The following is a 22,700-nucleotide window of genomic DNA, read 5'->3' on the forward strand; positions in this document are numbered from 1 at the left end:
CTATTTTCCTAAAAGTTGTTCAATTGTTACAGCAAGCTGTTTAAGTTTTATCGGTTTGGTCAAATATTCATTAGCTCCAGCTGCTAAACAAGTTTCGCGATCGCCAGGCATGGCTAGGGCTGTGAGGGCGATAATTGGGACATGAGCGAATTGGCGATCGTCACGGATATGGCGTATCGCTTCTAGTCCATCCATTTCCGGCATTTGAATGTCCATAACAATTAAGTTGGGGTGTTGAGTTGCAGTAAGTTCAACGGCTTGTTGTCCATTGTTTGCCAGAATTAAACGATATCCTCTAGTTTCAAGATAGCCAGACATTGTATCAATGTTTGCCTGATTGTCTTCTGCCAGTAAAATTACAGGAGATTCAAGAGTTGGTGACGACTCTAGAATCACAGCACCAGAGTCAGGACAGTTAGGATGTTGGAGTTTTTCTAAAGTTGCCTGAAACTGAGCGCGAGTAATTGGTTTAACCAGATATTCAGAAGCTCCCTGGGCAAATCCTTTGGTATGTTCATCGACTACCGAAGTGATGATGATGGGAATTTCTTTAGTTTGTGGGTTTGTCTTGAGTTGAGCAAGTACATCCCAACCCGATAGGTCAGGCAATTGCAGATCCAGGACAATCAAAGCAGGCTCAAGGCGTAGGACTTCATTTACAGCTCCTTCACCCTTTGGATAGACAACAGGTTGCATTTTCATTTCGCTGAGGTAGCGAGTAATTTGGTCAGACGCCGGAACTGAGTCTTCAATCACTAAAACCTGAGCATTTTTAGCAGAGAACTGATAACTGGGCAATGGAGTTTTTACTGGGGTTGTTGCAACACCATCGTTGGTAAGGTAGGGAATACGTAATGTAAAACAACTACCCACTCCAACTTCGCTGCTAACCGAAACCGTTCCTCCATGCAGAACAGCAATCCGCTTTACTAGTGCTAGTCCTAAACCGGTGCCACTGTACTGACGATTCAAGCTACTGTCAAGCTGGATAAAAGGCTCAAACAACTTGCCAATGTCCTCAGGAGCAATACCGATACCGAGTATCAGTGACAGAGAGACAGACGAGGGATGGGGGAGATGGGGGAGATGAGGGGGATGAGGGGGATGGGGGATGGGGGGGATGGGGGGGGATGGGGGAGAATTTACTTCCCCTGCCCCCTGCCCCTCTGCCCCCTGCCCCTCTGCCTCCTCCAGCCAAACTTTTAGGGAGACAGAACCTTGTTCTGGTGTAAATTTGATGGCGTTGCTGAGTAGGTTGATGAGTACTTGACGTAAACGGCGATCGTCCACCTGAATGGTGCTGAGGTTGCTAGCGATGTGAGTACTTAGGCGAATATTCTTTTTCAGTGCCATGTGTTTGACGAAGGCGAGGCTGGCGTCACACAGGGTTTTAACTGGAACTTCACCCAGTTGTAATTCCAGTTTGCCTGATTCGATTTTAGACAAGTCTAGGATGTCGTTGATGAGTTCTAGGAGATGCCTGCCACTGCGCTCAATGGTGGCGATCGCTTTTGCTTGCCGTTGATTAATCGAACCGAATACGCCTTCTATGAAACCTTCTGACATGCCCAAAATCGCATTCAGCGGAGTTCGCAGTTCATGGCTCATGTTGGCGAGGAATTCGTCTTTGAGGCGAGTGGCGCGAGCTAGTTCGACGTTGGCGTGAGCTAGTTGCTCATTTGTTTGCCGCAGTTGGGCTTCGGCTTGTTTGCGATCTGTAATGTCTTCGTGAGATACCAGTATGCCAATCACGTCGCCTGTGCTATTGGTCAAAGGTACTTTATTTGTTCGCACCCAGAGTTCCTCGCCATTAGGCCCTTCTAATGGCTCCTCGTAGCCTAGTTTCGGGGTTCTGGTATTCATGACCGTGGCATCATCTGCACAGTAAAGGTGTGCCCACTTTGCCCAAGGTAGCTCAAAGTCGGTCTTACCGATGATGGCATTGGGATCTATTTGAGAATCGCGGGCAAATGCCGGGTTGCAGCCGAGAAAGCGTGACTGGCGGTCTTTCCAGAAGACACGTTGGGGAAATGTATCCAGTACTGCTTGTAGCATTTTGCGCGATTCTTCGAGTTTTTGCTCGGTCTGTTTGCGATCGCTAATATCAAATAGGGTGGCGCGGTTGTATAGATACCTGCCATCTGCATCTTTGACGGCAGTGGCACTCATCAGCACTGGCAAAACTGTGCCGTCTTTACAGACCATCTCATACTCCAAATCTTTGACCCAGCCCCGTTTTTGTAAGCTGGTATAATTTAGTAGGAAGGCTAAGGAACTGGCTTCGGTGAAAAAATTCACCAATGGTTTGCCAATCATTTCCTCACGTTTATAGCCCAACCATTGCAGTTCTGTTTCGTTGACGTTGATAAATCGGCCTTCGCTGTCTAGGGAATGGTAGCCACACGGAGCATTATTGTATAAATCTTCGACTTCATGGGCATATTTCGCCAGTGCCTCTTGAGCTTGTTTGCGATCGCTAATATCAGTCAGGCGTACTAAATTCATGGTGCGTCCAGCTACAGTAATGGTTTTAGCTGCAATGTTTCCCCAGAAAATTTTCCCCCGAAGAGTCACATATTCAATTTCCCGACTCCAGACACCTTTGGCTTGCATTTCGGCAACGATGGCATCAGTTTCCTGGGCAGTGAATGGACGATGCTGGAGTGTCTGTCCATTAATTTTGATCAATTCAGCTTTGTCAGCGGCCTCAAACAGTTCCACCGCTTGGCGATTGCAATCTAGAGTCAGCAGCGTTTCAGGATCGACCAGAAAGATGGCATCGGCAGATTCATTGAAAATTGCTTCTCGTAAATCCCTGTTATGGATGAGTTCAAGTTCTGCTTGTTTGCGTTGCAGCTGATCGTAGAGATTTGCTTGTTGAATGGCGATCGCGGCAATCAGTTGTTGTTGTTGTTTTTGACTTTGTTCTAGCTGCCGCCTCAAATGAATTGGTGCAACTGCACGATCAATTGATTCTTGCAAGACTTCAGCCGTCAGCTTGTCTTTGACCAAATAATCCTGGGCACCACTTTTCAAAGCACGGGCGGCCATGAGTTCATCTTCTTCTGTGGTGAGCAAGATAATAGCGCATTGGTTAATGCTAAATTTTTTCCTAAATTCTTGAAGAAACTTCAACCCATTGCCATCACGCAACAAAAAATTCAGCAAAATCACATCTGGTATTTCTTGCTGACACCATTTCATGGCCTCCGTCGTGGTGCCAAACTCTAAAATGCGATAGCTATAGAGCAACTGGTGCTGCAAGCAGCGACAAATTTCTATCCGCTCTTGAGCACAATCATCAATCAGCAAGATGGTGAGGGGGGAACTATGACTCATAGTATTAAAAATACGAACGCTGCGCGTTTAAACGCATTTAAACAAATTGAATCTCTATAGCTCTCATGTTGATAGCATGACCTAAGTTAACAAACTTCGGCGGGTTTAAGTCCCCGGCAACTAATGAGCCGCAACTTTTGTGGCTCTTTCTAAATCCCCGTTACAAAACTGTACTTCCGACTGCCGACTTCTTTAACTTAAAATTTACAATAGTAATACAAGTAAATACTCACAAATGATTCGGAAAAATTCGTGTTTTTACTCAATTATTTTTTTATTTTAACCCTCAATAATAAGCTTATTCCAAACAAAAATGCATTCGAGAATATTTGTTAAATAAATTAACCATATGCTTCAAATAAATCAGTTGAAAAATATCTTTTTGGGAATTTTAGATAGGTCTGATCGCAGTGAATATTTTGTTTTAATAAAATATTTATATTTTGTGATATGGAGATATAATATTGTTTAGCTATTTTTATACTAATTCTGTATAAATATGTACTTAATCTCAGATCAAATTTACTCAATTAAGCTAATCCGCCTTTAAGTTGCATAATCCTTAGCCTCAGAAAGACGCTCTTACGCACAGAAGGGGAGACGCTCTGATGCAATTTGAATGATTATTAGTTTACCAATCAATACCGAGTCACCTCACCCCGGCTTTGCTGAAGCAAAACCTCTCCAAGGCATCGGGGACGGGATTTAGGGCTGAGGTAGAACGTCTATGGGACATAGGTTTGATCTGAAGTTGACACCAATGCACATCTGTGAGTCTCCACCGAGTACCTCATTCATCTGAAAATCGCCATAAGTTAAGAATTATTCAGTGTAAGTTTACAGAAAATTGGTATTAATTGCAAAATTACTCCAAATCTTTAATACATAATGCTCATTAACTCTCTCAGCTTGGAAAATGTACAGATGACTATTATTCGTCATCCTTTAATGGTTAGCCCCGAAATTCTACTTTTGGATGTGATTGCACTAATAAATCAAACACAAGCTCATTTTGGGAATTGGCTAAATCAAGATTCCAAACTCTTGGAAAATTCTATTAAAGAGACAGCAAGTAATACATTTAAAGCTGACAGTTGTGTTCTGATTATGGAAAATTCACAGTTGGTGGGTATCTTTACACAACGAGAGTTAATTAAGCTGACAGCAGAAGGAAAAAGGTTAGAAAATGTCAGGATTGGAGAAGTAATGAGAACAGAGTTAATAACGCTAAAAATAGGAGAATTAAAAGATACTTTTACTGCTTTAAATTTGCTGAAACAACATCACATTCGCCATTTACCAATTCTAGGGGAGCAAGGAGAAGTGATCGGATTAATCACTCCTGCAAGTCTGCTTGGAATTGCGATTCAACAAGCAGGACTCTACAATTATGTAAGAGTCAAACTAAGAGAACGCCAGAGAATTGAGAGGGAACTGCGCTTAGAGCATAACTTTGTGTCTGCGGTTTTAAATGTTGTGGATGCTCTAGTGATTGTGCTGGATTTTCATGGTAGAATTGTGCGCTTTAATCATACTTGTGAACAAACCACAGGTTACTCATTTGATGAAGTTAAAGGCAAATTTATCTGGGACGTTCTACTATTACCCGAAAAAAGAGAATGTATAAAAGCTTTATTTGAAAATTTTTCACACAGAGAATTGCCCAATCGTTATGAAACTGATTTAATTACTAAGGATAGCGATCGCCGCATAATTTCTTGGTCAAATAATCTCTTACTTAATCATCATGACCAAGTTGAGTATATCGTCTGCACAGGCATTGATATTACCGAGAGCCGAAAAGTACAAGAAGAACTCCAGCAGACTCGCAATTTTCTGGCGTCGATGATTAATAATCTGCCGGTTGCAGTGTTTGTTAAAGATGCCAAACCAGAAAGTTTTGGAACATTTAAATTATGGAATCAAACCTGCGAACGCATATTTGGCATCACAGCCGAACGGGCTATTGGTAAAACAGATTACGAATTTTTTCCCAAAGAACAAGCAGACTTTTGCCGTCAAAAAGACCAAGAAGCTTTTTCTAGTGGTATCCCTCAAGATATTTCTGAGGAAACTCTTGACAACCCTAGTTTTGGGCCAAGAATTTTGCATACAACAAAAATTCCTTTGTATGACAAACATCAACAACCCGAATATCTACTATGCATTTCTGAACACATTACAGAATATAAACGAGCCGAAGCTGCACTCAAACAAAGCGAAGATAAATTTCGCCTATTTACAGAAAATATTAAAAGTACATTTTGGATTACTGACATTAAAAGAGATACTCGCCAAATTGTCTACCTCAGTCCTGCTTTTGAAGAAATCTGGGGACGTTCTACAGAAGAAATTTATACCTCATCTGATACATTTGTAGAAGCAATTCATCCCAGCGATCGCCAACGCTTCATTGCAGATACGCCAAAACGAACTGAGGGCGAATATGATGAAGAATACCGAATTGTCCGGCCAGATGGAGGGATACGTTGGATTCGTAGCCGCGCCTTTCCCATCAAAAATGACGAAGGAAAAGTGTATCGCATCACTGGTATTGCTGAAGATATTACAGAGCGGAAACAAGTTGAAATTGCTTTACAAAGTTTACTAAAAAGCACAGCTTCCAGTACAGGACATGACTTTTTCCCTACATTAGTTGAATACATTGCTTCTGCTTTAGATGTCCATCATGCTATGGTCAGTGAATTAATTGATGGACAAATCCACACTTTAGGATTTTGGTCTGATGGCCAGTTACAACCTAATATTTTCTATGAACCAACATCGACTCCTTGCGAAATTTTGCTCAAGCAAGGATATTACTACTGTTCTTCAGGAATTCAACAACTTTTTCCTACAGCCGAAAGATGGGCTGCAATGGAAGCCGAAAGTTTTATGGGAGTTATTTTGAGCGATGATTCTGGTAACTCAATTGGCTCACTATGCATAATAGATAAAAAAACCATAGCCGATCCCAAAAAATTTGAGGGAATTTTAAAAGTATTTGCCGCTAGAGCATCAGCAGAACTTCAACGAATACGTGCCCAAGAAGCTCTACAAAAACTCAATCGAGATTTAGAAAATATAGTTGAGCAACGTACTTTAGAATTGCAAGCAAGTGAAGCCGCACTAAAAGAATCAGAGCGACTGATTAATGAACAAAAAGCTTTTCTTCGCAGTATTATTGATATTAATCCTAATTGCATTTTTGTTAAAGATACAGAAGGTAAGTTTTTGTTGGTCAACCAGGCTATGGCTGACTTTCATAACACTACAATTCAAGAATTTGTAGGGAAAACTGATACCGAATTTTATTCAGGTGCAGAACTTGAGCAACTCCATAATTCCGATCAAACTGTCCTGACTACCTTCAAGCCAATTCAAATGCTGAAATCCAGCACTAGAAAAGCGACTGGAGAAAGATGCTATTTTCAGTCTATTAAAGTTCCTTTAATTGCACCTAACGGTCAAGTCAGAGGTATATTGGGCGTTGCTACAGATATTACAGAACGCAAACTAGCTCAAGATGCTCTGCAACAACAAATTGAGCGAGAACGTTTAGTGAATGTGATTACTCAACGCATTCGAGAATCGCTGGATATACAAGCAATTTTGAATGTGACAGTAGCTGAAGTTCACAAGTTTCTAAAAGTCGATCGCGTACTAATTTACCGCACTTTACCAGATGGTACAGGAAAAGTAATTGCTGAAGCATTGACAGCAGGATATAAAAGTATAATTGATGAATATTTTTCTGTTGAATGTTTTCCAAAACAATGTTATTTGCGTTATCAAAAAGGTGAAATTTATGCTCTTGTTGACCGGAATTTGCGCCAATTTCCTAGCTGCCTAATCCAGTTTATGCAGGATATGCAAATTCGCGCCAAGCTTGTGATTCCGATTATTCAGCACGGTGTGTTATGGGGTTTGTTGATTGCTCACCAATGTTCACGTCCTAGAGAGTGGAAATCAGGGGAAATTGAGTTATTACAACAATTAGGAAATAAACTGGCGATCGCCACACAACAATCAGGACTCTACGCTCAATTACAAGTAGAGTTAAATGAGCGCAAAAAAGCTGAAGAACAAATTTTTAAAGCTTTAGAAAAACAAAAAGAACTTAGTGATTTAAAATCTCGTTTCATTTCCCTGACATCCCATGAATTTCGGACTCCGTTGGCTGTTATTGCTTCTTCTGCTGGAATTTTAAAAAGTTTTAGCCATAAGCTAGATGAACAACAAAAACAAAGGCATCTGCAACGTATTCAAAGTTACGTTCAACATACCACTCAACTTTTAGATGACATCTTGCTGATTAATAAAGCTGAAGCTGGAAAACTAGTATTTGAGCCAAGTTCTTTTGATTTGGCTAGTTTCTGTCAAACCTTGATAGATCAACTACAACTGAGTTCTCCTAATCATCACCTAGTTTTTTCTCCTCAATATCTGGGTAGTTCATCAGCCAACAATCATTTCATCGTCTACATGGACAATAAACTTGTGCGACAAATTCTTAACAACCTAATTTTAAATGCTGTTAAATATTCCTCAATCGGCAGTAATATTCAAATTGATTTATTAATTCAAGATAGAATAGTAGTTTTTCTCATTAAAGATGAAGGTATTGGGATTTCACTAGAGGATCAGCAGCACTTATTTGAGTCGTTCTACCGAGGTAGTAACGTTGGTAATACACCAGGCACTGGATTAGGCTTGACAATCGTTCATGAATGTGTATATCTACATACAGGACGAATCACTTTTGCTAGTCGGGTTGGAGTGGGCACAACATTTAGGGTGGAACTGCCGCTGATTCTTAGCAATCCCTCCAGTTAGGAAAACCTAATGGGTTATTCATAAATGATTTGGGGAAAAATAAACTATCTGAATTCGATATTAGAGCAAGAATATTCTCATGAAATCGAGCTTTTAAATAAAATGAAGAATCTACAAGTATTACTTACACCAGAAAATGCTAAAATTATCCAAAAATTTAATTTACTCAATGATCGCAAATGAATTTTATACTGAGAAAGTTTCAAAATTATTAATGTAATCAAAACTTAAATTATATAGTAAATGAATACCATTTTAATCATAGAAGATGAAGATAACATTCGGGAAAATCTGGAAGAAATTTTACAACTTTCTGATTTTAAAACTTTGATAGCCTCGAATGGTAGAATTGGATTAGAAATTGCTAAAACAAAATTACCCGATTTGATTATCTGTGATGTCATGATGCCAGAATTAGACGGCTATGGTGTACTGTCTGCTCTGCGTCAAAATGAAGTAACTGCCAATATCCCTTTGATATTTGTTACCGCTAAAGCTGACCGTTCAGATTTTCGTCAGGGTATGGAAATTGGAGCCGACGATTATTTAACAAAACCATTTACAACTGAAGAATTATTAAACGCGATCGCCACTCGTCTTCATAAACAATCTGTAGCTCAGCGTCAATCTCAAGCTAAGCTAGATGAACTACGAATGAATATTGCTCACTCATTGCCTCATGAACTCAATACTCCTTTAAATGGTATTATTGGTATGTCACAGTTGTTAGTTGACAACTGTAGGATGATGCGTGAGTCTGAAGAAATTGAAATTGCAGAATTAATTTACACTTCTGCTAATCGATTAAACAGATTAACTCAACGATTTTTGCTCTACTCTAATCTAGAGTTAATTATACGAGATACTGAAAAAATTCGAGAACTTCAAGAAGCTTCAGATAAATGTGTTGTTAAAACAGTTATTAGTGATATTTGCCTGCAAAAAGCTAGAGAATTTTCTCGAACCAAAGATTTAACTCTGGAAATTACAGAATCAATTGTGCAAATGCCAGAAGATAAATTCACTATCGTCATTGAAGAATTGATAGAGAATGCTTTTAAATTTTCCTTGCCTGGTAGTCGAGTTCGAGTTATTAGCAATGTTGATAATAGTAAATTTCGCTTACATATAGTTGATAACGGTAAAGGAATGACAATTGAAGAAATTGAAAGAATTGGAGCTTTTATCCAATTTAATCGCAAGTTACACGAACAACAAGGCTCTGGACTAGGGCTGAGTATTGTTCAGGATATAGTCAAATTATATGGCGGTGAATTGATCATCAATAGCATTCCTGAACAACAAACTATTGTTAGTTTTGTTTTACCTTACCGAACTAGGCAAAAGTAAAAAGGTAAGAATTCAGGAATATCTGGTCTCTGTGTTTTTGAATCTAATAAGGTTAAATAAATTACTTTTAAACCGCAGAGGCACAGAGGCAAGGCAGCGCGGTCTTCTCCCAAGGGGAGACGCCAAGGGCGATAGGGCAGCGTAAAGCCTTCTCTACGAGAGGCTGCGCCAACGGCATGGCTTCTCTACGAGAGGCTGCGCCAACGCTTAGAGCGAGTCCGCGAGCGTCTGGGGGTTTCCCCCATGAGCGACTGCCGCGCAGAGAAGAGAACGCAAAGAAAGACTTTTGATACAATTTCAATACGACTCATTAAGGATTGCTATAGCAGCAATTTCATCTCGGCTTCAGAATTAAGTCACAATAATAATAGGCAATCATAGAGGATGCGACTATGCTTCGTCTAACTCAAATTCTTCGCAATTTCTTCCTTCGTTTGGAAGGTTTTTTATCTGTTGTTTTCCAGCCTTTCTGGAATTTTGTCAGAAATTTGTTTGGCTTTTTTGCCAGGGTCTTCGGATTGACTAACTCTAATTATTTCTTGGAATCCGATCGGGCACAAGGTATAGAGTCGATTCCAACGGCTCAAAATACCACTTCTGAAACTCCCGCCACTACCCGCCGTCGTCCCAATACCAAAAAAATTGAGGATTACTACATCAATATGGCGCGTGATGTGAAAAAGAACTAAAGGTTGTCAGTGATTAGATCCCCGACTTCTTGAAGAAGTCGGGGATCTAGCAAGCCAAATGGGGAACTCCCGCACAAAAATGTCCTTGTATTTGCCTCAGAGTATCATCTGTAGCCGTTGTTTAGAGAATTGATATAAATATTTGAGCGTTGCTGAATTGCGGTATGAATCCAGATGTAGAGACTAGCAATTGCAACATTTTTACAAGGATTTTTATATCATGCACAATCGTTTTCATAGATGAAATCAGCAATGCCAATATTTGAATTTGCAACAAAGTTGATCTAGGGTTCGTCATAGTCACGATATTTAACAATATTTTCTATGAAACCGAAAGCTACTATTTTGACAATGATAGGTTGCTTGACCCTAGCTATTACTTATGTAAATTTATATGGCAGCGATTTAAATGGAAAGATGCTGGAATTAGATTTAGTTTCTAGTGCGGGAAATTTATCTAAGAAAACAATTGAAGAGATTTTATCAGATGCAGCTAAACGTTCCCAAACTCACCGTGCTGCTTGGAAAGTTGATAAAGTTCAACCTGTGAAATGGGGAAGTTATGGTGGGGATGGGCCATCTATGCCGATACAGGGAGCAGTTCCCGTCATGCATAATGTGTTCGGTTGGAAAGTGCAAGTTTCATATCGAGGACAAATTTGGGTATATTATGCCACTAATAACGGATTTCAATTTGATGCTCCCAAAAGTGTACCGCGTTATCTTGTGAATGAAGCGATAAAAGCTGCATCTGTGCAAACTGGCAAATCTCCCAATAGTTTTAATTTACATTGGGCTGATCAGATAACTTGGGATGATACTTGTTTGGGCATAACTATTAATAAACCAGCTTGTGAGAAAATACCTGTTCCTGGTTGGAAAATTGATGTGATGGGACAGGGTGATACTTCTTCAATCTTGTTTAATTTCCACAGTCGTTTAGATCGAGATGTGCGATTTAATGGTAGTAATCCTTGGTTTTATCCTCCGGTAGCTAATCCCGGTTTGCGATGAATACAAGGTGATACTAACTGCAATATGCTTTCAGTAACCAGACTGAATTAATCTTAAATCGGTAAAAAAACGTGAATCTCCCATTAATTACTCGCGCTCAAGAACACAACGATAAAATAGCTATCGCTACAACCCAAGGAGTATTTACTTATGGGGATTTACTCCATACCTCCAGTCAAATCGCCACAAGTCTCCTTGAGAATGGAGATGATTTACACGAGGAGCGAGTTGCTTTTCTCATTCCGTCTGGGTTTGAGTATGTAGCTACTCAATGGGGGATTTGGCGTGCTGGTGGAATAGCGGTACCTTTGTGTGTTTCCCACCCACGCCCAGAATTAGAGTATGTGATTACAAATTCCAGAGCATCGATTATTGTCGCTCATCCTGATTTTGAGGATACACTGCAAGCGATCGCCAAATCACAAAATTTGCGATTTATCCTCACCACAGAAACGCTCCCATCTAATGTTAGTCGCCTCCCAGAGGTAGATATCACCAGACGCGCCTTAATTCTCTACACCAGTGGGACAACAGGTAAACCCAAAGGTGTCGTTACCACCCATGAAAATATTCAAGCGCAAGTCACTAGCTTGGTTACAGCTTGGGAATGGACATCAAGCGATCGCATTTTACATGTACTCCCTTTACATCATATTCATGGAATTGTCAATATATTAACTTGTGCTTTATGGGCTGGCGCAGAGTGTCACATGTTAAGCAAGTTTGATGCTGGAGTTGTATGGAATCGAATTTGTGACGGTGACTTAACTTTATTTATGGCAGTACCGACAATATATGTCAAGCTGATTGCTGCTTGGAAAAATGCCGAGAGCGAACAGCAGAAAAGCATGTCAGCAGGCTGTGGTAAGATGCGCCTGATGGTTTCTGGTTCAGCGGCCTTACCAGTTCAAGTTTTAGAAAAGTGGCAAACCATCAGCGGACATTTTCTGCTTGAGCGCTATGGAATGACGGAAATTGGCATGGCGCTATCGAATTCTTTACACGGTGAACGGTTGTCAGGATATGTAGGAAAGCCTTTGCCTCAAGTGGAAGTGAGATTAGTGGATGAGAATGGAGAGTTAGCCCCACTAGGAACACCAGGAGAAATTCAAGTCAAAGGCGCGACAGTATTTCGGGAATATTGGCAAAACCCCCAAGCAACCGCCAAAGCCTTCCAAGATGGCTGGTTTTGTACTGGAGATCTGGCTGTAGTTGAGAATGGCAACTATCGCATTCTGGGACGGATGAGTGTAGATATCATCAAAACCGGAGGTTATAAAGTCTCAGCTTTGGAAATTGAAGAAGTGTTAAGAACCCATCCAGATATTCAAGAATGTGCAGTGGTTGGGGTTGCAGACATAGAATGGGGCGAACGAGTTTGTGCGGCGTTAGTATTGCAAGGATCGCAAACTTTGACATTAGAATCTCTTAGGAGTTGGGCAAAAGAGCAATTGGCTGTCTATAAAGTGCCAACTCAAATTTTGATAGTTGAAGAATTACCGCGCAACGCAATGGGGAAAGTGACTAAACCGACGGTGGTTGAGCTATTTCAGTCATAGCGATCGGCAAATTATGCATATTAGGATGACAAGTGATCCAAATCAAGCGGATCACTCTCAACATACTCCTTCGCTGTCATATCTTCCAGAGCTACTACCGAACCCTCTACAGTTTGGAATCGTCCAGATTCAGGGATTAATTTCAACCACTGTTTGAGAAATTGATCCCATCCTATTCCTTCAAATTGATTCTGTTCCTCGTCTCGAATAAACCAAAATATTAGTCGAACTTCAGAGTTATTCCATGAAGGTTCTGCACGCACTCTAATTTCGCGTAAGGCGCGAAGTGCTTCTCCTTCAGTGTTAGATTTATCATGCTTATCTCGCAGACGGTTTTGAAGCTTTTTAGCAAAGTCGTTGAAGTCGTCAGGGAAAGCAAATCGAGCATGTTTTCGTGTTAATGCTTGCCCAAATGCTCTAATCTCTTGATCGTTGCGGCATCCCGGCTCGCGTTTCCATTGTGCAATAACAGCCTTCTCTAATGTCATCACACGATCAAGGTCAGCAACAAGATTAAATTTTGCAACTCCTGGAACATAAGCAAACTGAGGTCGCCTACTTCGCTGAATTTCAGACAAACGTTGCTCATCAACCTCCACCAGAGGTACCACCTCTATGAATGGACGATCAGCGCAAGAGCGTACAATATCGCATGTCTGTGTAACTACAGCAAATCCCTTAACATCGGATTCCACAAGGTCACTTTCTGATTCTGCAACATCAGCAGAAGAAGATGTCAAAGGGTGTTGAGGATTAAAGCGATGGACAAACCAGTGTTCTCCAAGTACACAATCACCCTGACACCACTCCTTAAGAGTGGTGTCTACTTTCTGAATCCAAGCATCACGCTCATTGACCACTACGATTTTTTCGACTCCTTACTGCTCTGGCAGGTCTGGATTGTCCAACTTCAAGATGGATAGGATCTTGGAGAGCGTCAACCAGTTCTGCTGGATTCTGTGGCCTACGTGCTGCACGTGTATCTTCAGACAAAGGACGTAACTGTGGTCTTTGAGGTGCATTCCCGGAACCAATAATCTGCTTGAATTCTTCGTATTTACCTACAACCATTAAGTCAATAAGGGGTCTACCATTATTGCCAGGTTTTAGTAAGAGACTGCGATTGAGACTTGCATTTCCTCGATCAATGTATTGGATAGCACCTAAGACTCGATGAAGATGCTCTTCATTAAAGCGGGATAACGGTTGCCCACTTGCCCAGAAATGAAGGCTTCTGCGTGAGACATTGAAGAGTTTAGCAAGTTGATCCCAGGTTAATCCACTTAATCTTCTCAGCTCGCTAAGAGCCTTCTGTGTTGATTCTGGAGAACTAGTTGATGGTAGAGTCAGCCCACTCGTTGTCATCTCTAAAGCAGCCAAAATATCCCTACTAGTTGCTATAGAATTACCACTGCTATTAGGAGCCATTAAAATTATAGAGGGAAAGCGATAAACGCTAGATTTCCGCATAGCTCCAAGCGCAGAAGTCTTGGGTAATAGATCAAGTTTTCTGTCTAGCAAATCACTCATAATTCACCTCCAAAGCGCCGCAAAAACTCATCAGTCACTGCCCATCGAAAGAACGTATAAATTCTTTCAGAAAATTGTTTTGCTTCATTCATCAAAGCTTCAACACTGAAATCTCGTTTCTTTGAGAGAGACATATCTAGATCCAGTATCCAGCTAGACTCAGCAAAAGGTTCAATCGCCGCAGGATCAAAAGTTGTATCAGCAGGAACGAGTCCCCACCTCGCAATGATTTGTTCCCCTCCATCGGGGATGATGAACAAAGATTGATTAATATTTTGATGAATATATTCTCTGAATCCAGCAGTTGCAATGCCAGCTATCTCAGGTTTTACCAGTGATGATAGATCATCTATATTTTTTCCAACAAGTCTATCAATGTATCGCATACCGAATCGCTCAATAATCTCAATATTAGGATGAATACTTTCTTTAAGAGCGATAAGTAAGCTTTCTAGGCGTTCCAGAAAATCACTGCGACTTGAATAAACAGTTGTCTCAAGTGCCAAAAAATTGGGTGCTAATGAGACTCGCCAAGTTTCTGTTTTGTCCACAAATCGCCAAGTTATTTGAGGCACAGTTGGTACAACACCTTGAGGGCCAAAAACGAAGCCCTGAGTTTGCTCAGGCTGTAGATAAGGATAACTTTCCCTAATCGCTTCTTGGAATAAACGAACAAATTCCTTATCTTCCATCGAAAGAATGGAAGGAAAGAGTACTTGCGCGATCACCCGAATCAGAGGCGCGTTTTCTAACGGCACTTCCTTGGGTGGCTGTGCAATGAATGGATTGGTATTGACCACTTTCTACATCCTTTGCGAGGCTTCTAGAGAGATTGTGCATTATCGTTCTTTACATCTATCGTAAGGCCATAGTGTGAAGTATAGTGTGAAGTTTAAGAAAGGTTTTACCGTAGGGTGTTCCATAACAGGAAAAAATTGAGCTTCCTCAATATCTATACTGCTTCTGTAGTCGTAGCAGAGCGGTGGAACAATTTGGTGCAGCTGACACAAGGGAGGCATTAGTGCTGAGTTGGAGGCTACTTGCGATCACTGACCTTCACATGCTTCTATCTCGCATTATATTGAAGGGCTTGAGTAGTCGAAAAGCTTTGGCACAGCCCAACCCAGGCATCGCCCCTACGCTTTTGCCTCATCTTTCGGAGGATTTGGCGGGCACCAAAAAAGGTTTTTGCTGGACACACCAAGGGATTCCAAAATTTCCTTCATCACCTGTGTGCAGTACATCCAGTGTCCTAAATCGTCATACATGCGATCGGGATTAAAATCTGCGTTGTAATGCAGCACATTGGGAAGGTCTAAAAATTCCTCAGACGACTGGGGAGAAAGCAGCAGCAGGTGAAATGGCTTTTCTTGGCATTGTTTTTGCAGTTTGTTGACCAAATCGATCGCACCACTGCGATCGGCAATGCCTGTGCGGACGAAAAGTACTTTGTCGCAGTTTTCCAGTGTGTACCAAAACCTTTCTGAGCGTGCGCTGTAGCGAACGCGCATCCGTTCGTGGACGGGAGACATATCATTAACAGGGTCTTCTGTATCCTCGACTTCGTGAGCAAAGGATAGACCTGACCATTTACTGTGGTAGATTCTGCGTTCATCTGCATTGTAATGCAAAAAGGCAGGGTTCCACATGTCATAAAAACGGTTTTCGATGATATCGGCGATGTCTGCAATCTTGGTAGTACGGGTTAAATCAAAGGGAAAGGCGGGGCCGTCGTACTCCATTTTATATAACATCATTCTGACGGCACAGCGATCGCCTAGTGGCAAAATCGCAACCCGGCTAATATCTGATAATTTACATTTATATTGAAACAGTACTGCTGACTTTGGTGGTGCTTTCACCCGACTTTCCAGCCCTTTGTTGCCAATCATCATGGTACGGAAGGGGATATCAGGATGCAGCGGATCTTCATAAACTCCAGGGGGCACGGCTTTGAGTGCTAGGCGAATCTCTCGCCACATGGGCTGGATGTTATACTCGTTGTCTGATTCGTTAATCACCCAGATATGGCGTTCGTCTGCTTGTAAAATTCCCAGATGCCCGTCATAGAATAAAAGATTTGAGTTATTGGGCGAAAACAGATTGAAGGCGGCGCTGTATTCTAAATCTGCACCAGGGGGGATGTCTACTGTGGTGGCGATCGCTCTATCTTCTTGGACAGCAAAGAAGGGGAGTGTCCCTGGCTGGGCAGACTTGGCAATGTAGATACCGGGGATCAATCCTGCCTTGCTTTGCAGTGCAGCTTGGAGTTCTTGCCAATAGGGAGCAATGCTGTAGGTGTATTGTGATGGATTGATAATCCGCAAACGCTTCTCATCGATACAGGCAGAAATATAAAAGCCTGCGTTGTCAAGGTAGACGGTGACTTCATTTGGTTGCTGGAAGCGTTGTTTTTCTTTTGCTAATTCGCTTTTGGCGATCGCAAACAAATCTAGGTTGATGGCTTCATACATCAGCTGATGTCCGAGGGTGTTGGGATGAGCCGGATCGAAGGAGATCCCTTCTTTCCAGCGTCCCTGACCATTATCCAATGCTGCCAACCAATCGAGTACAGGAACGCCCCAATTGATCATCCGGTTGTGTGTGTCCTTTAACAGCCAGTGATGTTCCGGGGAATAATCATTATTAGGATAAACCCCGCCGAGAATCGGACGTGCGCCCATGTCCCGCGTCATTTTCACCAGTTGCTGTAAACCACTTTCAAACCGTCGCTGGATTGCCCTTCGTTCGTGGGGGAGACAGTAGGCTAACCCTTCGTTGCCCAAAGACAAGGCAATAATTACGATATCCGGTTTTTCTGGTCTAACGACTGAGGCAAACCGATTGATTGTTCTGGCGACATTCGCCCCAACTTCGGACACGTTCACGAGTTGATGTCCATATTTTTCCTGCAAAGCCTGTGCTAATAGCCAAGTCCAACCTCTTAAGAGCCAAGCTTTATAACCTAAGGCAACAGAACTGCCGATAACCGCGATTTTCAGCTTCTGGGACTCTTCGTTTTGGGGTATGTTGAAAGCAGGTTCTTGAGTAAAATATCCGAAGGGATGAGGCTGTAGATAACCGAATGCGCCATCATCGACAATAATTCTTTTGGACTGATTTTCTGGGTCAATTGGCAGCCAGCGGTTGAGACCGAAAGCTTCCCATAGTACGCTACCGTTGGAGTCTATACGCACATACTTGTATTCAACTGTCTGGCCATTGCCTGATTCTAGAGACGGTGCAATGTTGATTTCTGTATCTGTCCACCATAAAGGATAGCGATCGCGACTTGTACGCAGATGGACAAATTTTTTGATATCCCACAGCCCCAACTCCCTGGTGGAACCTACAATACCTATGGATTCACCAGTTTGAGTGTATGCACTGATCTGGAATCGATACATAAGTTTTTCCCTGATTTAGATATTACGATACCAGATCGGAAAGCTCAACCCTGAAAACTATTTTGACAATATCATATAGAAATCTTGAGAGCAATTCTGAATTCCAAAATTCAGACATAACTATGCTCTGATTCTGTTGTTATTATATTTTATCGAATATATTCAAGATATTACCATACTTTTAGATAGTATTATCTTCGCTCTATCGCTGATGATAACTATGATAAAATCATTTTTGTTTAATTAGAAGTAAAGCTATCTTTAATAAAAGGTAAAATTTGGCGATCGCCATCCAGCAGATTTCAAACCCAGTCCCCAGCTTTCAGTTACTTTCTAGTTCTGGATTCTCAATTCTGCTGTGTTTATTTATCATCTGGTCTTTGTCCGTTAAATTTTGTTGTTGAACTAGAACTATCCGCCAATTAGTAATCAATTTGAGAGCATTTTCTCGCAAAAGATTGTTTTCTGGGAGTGCCAATAATTCGCTAACAGCTTGGCGTTGTGTTTCACCTTTGCCTAAAATCCTGAATCGCACGATTATTTTGTAATCACAAATACAAAACCCATTTTTTTCTAATAGGATAGCTTGTATTGATTGCCTCATGAGGCTTCTAACAATCGCAAACTATTGTGACTCTGACTCCACGGCTCCTAAAACCTTCAGTGTTTCCCGTTGAGCTGCCGTTAAACCTGTAACACCAGTAATATTCATGCCTTCGTAAAGGCGATCGCCTCGAAGAGTTCTGATACACTCACCTGTAGCCACATCCCAAAGCTTGACTGTCCCATCATGACTGCCACTAGCTAAAATGCTACCATCGGGGCTGAAACTCACTGCCCAGATTCCATTAGTGTGACCTTGCAAGACAGTGAGGCATTTACCAGTAGCGACATCCCATAAACGAATTTCTGAGTCAAAACCACCACTGGCTATGATGCTGCCATCTGGACTGAAGCTGACTGAGTAAATCTCCCTGCTGTGACCGTGCAAAGTTTCTAAAACTACACCAGACTTTACATCCCACAATTTTACTGTTTGGTCTAAACTGCCACTAGCTAGGATGCAACCATCTGGGCTGAAGTCGATCAAAGTGACTGAATTGTTATGACCTAGCAAAGTTGTTAAAGCGACACCAGAATGCACATCCCACAATATTACTGTTTGGTCGTAACTGCTACTGGCTATCACGCTCCCGTCCGGGCTGAAAATGATTGAATAAACTATACTCTTATGACCATGAAAAGTTTTTAAAACCATACCAGAATGCACATCCCATAATTTTACTGTCTGGTCAGAACCGCCACTGGCTATGATGCTCCCATCCGGACTGAAAGTGATTGAGGTTACTCCACTGTTGCGATCGTGCAAAGTTTTTAAAGTGACACCAGAATATACATCCCACAATTTTATTGTTTGGTCATAACTGCTACTGGCTACGATGCTCCCATCTGGACTGAAGCTAATAGAAACTACTAAATTACTATGACCGTGCAAAATTTTTGAAACTAAACCTTTGCTTACATCCCATAGCCTTAGTGTTTGGTCAAAACTGCCACTGGCTATGATGCTCCCATCTGGACTAAACTTGATTGACGTTATTCCATTGTTGTATCCGTATAAAGTTGTTGAAACTGCACCTTTGCTTACATCCCACAACCTAACTGTTTGGTCTAAACTGCTACTAGCTACTGTACTACCATCTGGACTGAAACTGATTGAGCTTATTCCACTGTTGCGACAGTATAATGTTCTTAAAACTACACCAGAATGCACATCCCACAATTTTATTGTTTCGTCTAAACTGCCACTGGCTATGATGCTCCCATCTGGACTGAAGCTAACTGCCATTATTCCACTGTTGTGATCGTGCAAAGTTTTTAAAGCTACACCAGAATCTACATCCCACAGTTTTATTGTTTTGTCAAAACTGCCACTGGCTATGATGCTCCCGTCCGGGCTGAAAGTGATTGAATAAACTATACTCTTATGACCATGAAAAGTTTTTAAAGCTAGGCCAGAATGCACATCCCATAATTTTACTGTTTGGTCGTAACTGCCACTGGCTATGGTGCTACCATCTGGACTGAAGCTGACTGACGTTGTTGTACTGCTATGACCGTGCAGAGTAAGTAAGCATACGCCAGAGTCTACATCCCATAACCTTACACTGGAGTCGAAACTCCCAGTAGCAAGCGTATTACCATCTGGACTGAAGCTGATTGACATTATTGCACTCGTGTTACTGTGCAGAGTAAATAAGCAGACACCAGAGCTTACATCCCACAACTTTACACTGGTATCTAAACTCCCAGTAGCAAGCTTACTACCATCCAGACTAAACCTAACTGAAGTTACCCAATTAGTATGTCCTACCAGAGTCTTGGCTAATCGCATTGTCTCAAATTGTTTATCGTTAGCAACTTGGCATAAATAAGTCTTACCCTCAAAATCGCCACAAGCTAACAGTTTGCCATCTGGACTAAATGCTACGCATAGGATATTACTCAATGTTTCTGCAAATACAGATTTGCCCAAATCAGCACCAGTGAAATTAACACCGAGCAAATTCACTTGTCGTAAATCTGCTTGCCAAATATTTAAATGAGAAAAGTCATAGTTAGTTAAATTAATTTGCAGTTGATTCGATAAATTAATTAAATTACCTCCCCCATATCCAGTAGAGGCAGAAAATCCGGTACGCAGATGATCTAAAATGAGATTTATTTGCTGTTCAATATTTTGTTTAAAGCTAAATTTACTGCTGATACGTTCGGCAATTGGCTCTAGAATTAAGCGAATTTGAATTTCTCTAATGTAGTCTTTAGCTGTAGCTTTAATCAGAGCATGATTCATTATCAAATCAATTTTTCCAGCAGCTATCTCCTTACTCACCCGCTCGATTAATCGTTCCGTCATGTACTCCATAATGACTGGTTGTTGTGTAAAGCCATTAGCAGTCTTTTCAATAAGCGATCGCCTCAACAGAGATTCCACCGCTTCTAATAACTCTCCTACAGATAATGTTGCTACAATATCTTCTCGCAATTCTGAGATAGAAGTCGGTTCACGATTAATCGCCAACCAGTACATTATCTGCTTTTCTAATTCTGATAACCGATTAGTTTGCTGCTCTAAAAGCAAGCGGATACCATTAAAAACTGCTGTACCGTGTGATAAAAAATCGCCAATATTACCAGCAAATATCTCTTGAATAGATGTAGAAACTATCTTTAAGGCTAAAGGATTACCTCTATAACAATCATTCAATTTTTTCGTTTCATCATCTCCTGCCCAAATTCCCTTATTTTTTAGAATATTCTCGGTTTCTGCCACATTCAAACCTGTGATTTGAAATGAGCGTACAGGCTCTATTTCTCCTTCGAGTGCGGCAATTTCTGCGGGTTTCTCACGAGAAGTTAGCACCATACAGCTCGTATGCGCTGTTTCTCCTACCAGTCTCAGGAGTTCTCCATAATCTTCGTATCCTTCTCGATAGTGTCCCGCATACTCACCGCCTTCTAAAATTGACTCGGCATTATCTAAAATAATTAGGCAACGTGAGGAGCGTAAATAAGTAAGTAAGCGCGATAATTTACCATTGATGCTTTCTGGTAAGTTGATTTCTTGTTGATTGGACAGAAATAAAATCAAATCTGCCAAGATATCTTTAACTGGTGGAGCGTTGCGGAGACTTCGCCAGATGAGAAACTCAAATTGTTCTTGAATCTGTTGTGCCAGCTTTACTCCTAGAGCAGTTTTACCAATTCCTCCCATGCCTAAGAGTGCTACGAGTCTGGCGCGATCGCCTATAATCCATTGTTGTAAAGTCGCTAGTTCTACTGTACGTCCGTAGAACGCGGAAACATCTATCGCTTCACCCCAGTCTCTATGAGTGTTGACAAGCTTCAGTTCGGATTTTACGGAGACAGGTTCTTGGGGAGTTGCGTCGCCTAAGTCGGCGATCGCTTGCCAATCAAGAGCCAGTTTTAGACATATCTCTTGAAAATTTGCATAATCTATGCCTTTGCCTGTAAAAAATTTGTTGACAGTTGCTAAAGCCAGTCCTAACTCTTGAGCGAAGCTTTTTTGGCTGGGATAGCCATTGCGTTTCAGGGCTAGTTTGACTTTTTCAACATAATCAAGGCGAACTTTGAGCGATCGCGACATAGATTGATGTATACGCAAAAATACTTAGAACTCATCATAGCCTAAGTTAGTCACAAGTTAGTATCAAGTCATTATTTTTTCAGTATTGAACTCAGTATTTGACCAATTTTAATGAATTTATCGAGCAGGAGATGTACTTCTGAAGTCTCATCTGCAAGACCAAAAACATCAGGACTGAGAGCAAGACAATTCTTACAGCTTGCTTTAAAGCTTGAAATGATCAAAAGATTACTTGGAGAATAGTATGACGAAAGTAAAAGTTCAATTGGTGAGTGTTCAAGCTAGAGATACTGAAGATATATTCGGTGATGAGTTTTATCTAGTTGGTGCGTTGGCAGCAGGAGCAATTAGAAAGCCAATTCTGACAACTCCTATCAGCATTCAAAGTGGCGAGACCAAAACTTTTAAGCCAGGGCAGACAATTTTATTTGAGGGTGTTGTACCAAAAGGACAAACGATTAGAGGCGGACTAAAGGCTTACGACGAAGATTTGGCAAAAGATTGGTCTAAATATAATGATGCACTTAAAAAGATTGACAATGCCGTTTCAACAATTTCTCAAAATGCTGAAGCTGAAGCAATAATTTTGCAAGCTATAGAAGCTTTAGGTTTTTTTGCAAGTTTGGATAAAGATGACTTCTTGGGTTCTACAAACTTAGAAATATCTCCCGTAGGGCCTAATTTGGAAGAAGTTAGTTGGAGAATTAAAAGATCCGATTTTCCACTGTGGTCAGACTGGGATTACAGCGTTCGATATCGGATTACTCGTTCCTAAAATCCGGACTTCAGACTGACAAAAATTAAATGA

The 22,700-nt window shown here is 41.2% G+C and carries 13 protein-coding genes; 6 read left to right on the plus strand and 7 right to left on the minus strand.

Features of this window, described 5'->3' with window-relative positions; all coding sequences use genetic code 11:
* Nucleotides 1–3,339: a response regulator gene (locus tag IQ276_RS22515; protein ID WP_235115882.1), complete on the minus strand. Its 3,339-nt coding sequence runs from the start codon at nucleotides 3,337–3,339 to the stop codon at nucleotides 1–3.
* Nucleotides 3,340–4,263: 924 nt separating this feature from the next.
* On the opposite strand from IQ276_RS22515, the gene IQ276_RS22520 reads away from it, so the two are divergent.
* The 5 genes from IQ276_RS22520 (at nucleotide 4,264) to IQ276_RS22540 (ending at nucleotide 12,787) form a co-directional block, all read left to right on the plus strand.
* On the plus strand, nucleotides 4,264–8,175 hold the full coding sequence (locus IQ276_RS22520) for a PAS domain S-box protein (protein WP_193913703.1): 3,912 nt from the start codon (nucleotides 4,264–4,266) through the stop codon (nucleotides 8,173–8,175).
* Between the two features lie 243 nt (nucleotides 8,176–8,418).
* Nucleotides 8,419–9,525, plus strand: a complete 1,107-nt coding sequence (locus IQ276_RS22525; protein WP_235115883.1) for a hybrid sensor histidine kinase/response regulator — start codon at nucleotides 8,419–8,421, stop codon at nucleotides 9,523–9,525.
* Between the two features lie 392 nt (nucleotides 9,526–9,917).
* The gene (locus IQ276_RS22530; protein ID WP_193913707.1) at nucleotides 9,918–10,214 is read left to right on the plus strand and encodes a threonine dehydratase; all 297 of its coding nucleotides are present in this window, start codon (nucleotides 9,918–9,920) and stop codon (nucleotides 10,212–10,214) included.
* Between the two features lie 324 nt (nucleotides 10,215–10,538).
* Complete coding sequence (locus tag IQ276_RS22535) at nucleotides 10,539–11,228, plus strand: DUF8738 domain-containing protein (protein WP_193913709.1); 690 nt, start codon at nucleotides 10,539–10,541, stop codon at nucleotides 11,226–11,228.
* A gap of 71 nt (nucleotides 11,229–11,299) precedes the next feature.
* Nucleotides 11,300–12,787: an acyl-CoA synthetase gene (locus IQ276_RS22540; protein ID WP_193913711.1), complete on the plus strand. Its 1,488-nt coding sequence runs from the start codon at nucleotides 11,300–11,302 to the stop codon at nucleotides 12,785–12,787.
* A 20-nt stretch (nucleotides 12,788–12,807) separates the two neighbouring features.
* Here IQ276_RS22540 and IQ276_RS22545 read toward each other — a convergent pair whose 3' ends face one another.
* From IQ276_RS22545 to IQ276_RS22570, 6 genes are all read right to left on the minus strand, one after another.
* Nucleotides 12,808–13,647, minus strand: a complete 840-nt coding sequence (locus IQ276_RS22545) for a hypothetical protein (protein ID WP_193913713.1) — start codon at nucleotides 13,645–13,647, stop codon at nucleotides 12,808–12,810.
* A complete protein-coding gene (locus IQ276_RS22550) occupies nucleotides 13,637–14,317 on the minus strand; it encodes an XRE family transcriptional regulator (protein WP_193913715.1) in 681 nt (226 codons plus the stop codon). The genes IQ276_RS22545 and IQ276_RS22550 overlap by 11 nt, the downstream gene beginning before the upstream one ends.
* Nucleotides 14,314–15,117, minus strand: a complete 804-nt coding sequence (locus IQ276_RS22555; RefSeq protein ID WP_193913717.1) for a TIGR04255 family protein — start codon at nucleotides 15,115–15,117, stop codon at nucleotides 14,314–14,316. The genes IQ276_RS22550 and IQ276_RS22555 overlap by 4 nt, the downstream gene beginning before the upstream one ends.
* Nucleotides 15,118–15,453: 336 nt before the next feature.
* Nucleotides 15,454–17,724, minus strand: coding sequence for a DUF1796 family putative cysteine peptidase (locus IQ276_RS22560; protein ID WP_193913719.1), 2,271 nt, complete (start codon nucleotides 17,722–17,724; stop codon nucleotides 15,454–15,456).
* Nucleotides 17,725–18,046: 322 nt separating this feature from the next.
* A complete protein-coding gene (locus IQ276_RS22565) occupies nucleotides 18,047–18,259 on the minus strand; it encodes a hypothetical protein (RefSeq protein WP_193913721.1) in 213 nt (70 codons plus the stop codon).
* A gap of 90 nt (nucleotides 18,260–18,349) precedes the next feature.
* Complete coding sequence (locus IQ276_RS22570; protein ID WP_228042805.1) at nucleotides 18,350–21,910, minus strand: WD40 repeat domain-containing protein; 3,561 nt, start codon at nucleotides 21,908–21,910, stop codon at nucleotides 18,350–18,352.
* Nucleotides 21,911–22,136: 226 nt separating this feature from the next.
* Between IQ276_RS22570 and IQ276_RS22575 the strand changes: the two genes are divergently transcribed.
* On the plus strand, nucleotides 22,137–22,667 hold the full coding sequence (locus tag IQ276_RS22575; protein WP_193913723.1) for a hypothetical protein: 531 nt from the start codon (nucleotides 22,137–22,139) through the stop codon (nucleotides 22,665–22,667).
* Nucleotides 22,668–22,700 lie beyond the last annotated feature (33 nt).

The organism is Desmonostoc muscorum LEGE 12446, assembly GCF_015207005.2.
GTDB classification, from domain to species: domain Bacteria; phylum Cyanobacteriota; class Cyanobacteriia; order Cyanobacteriales; family Nostocaceae; genus Nostoc; species Nostoc muscorum.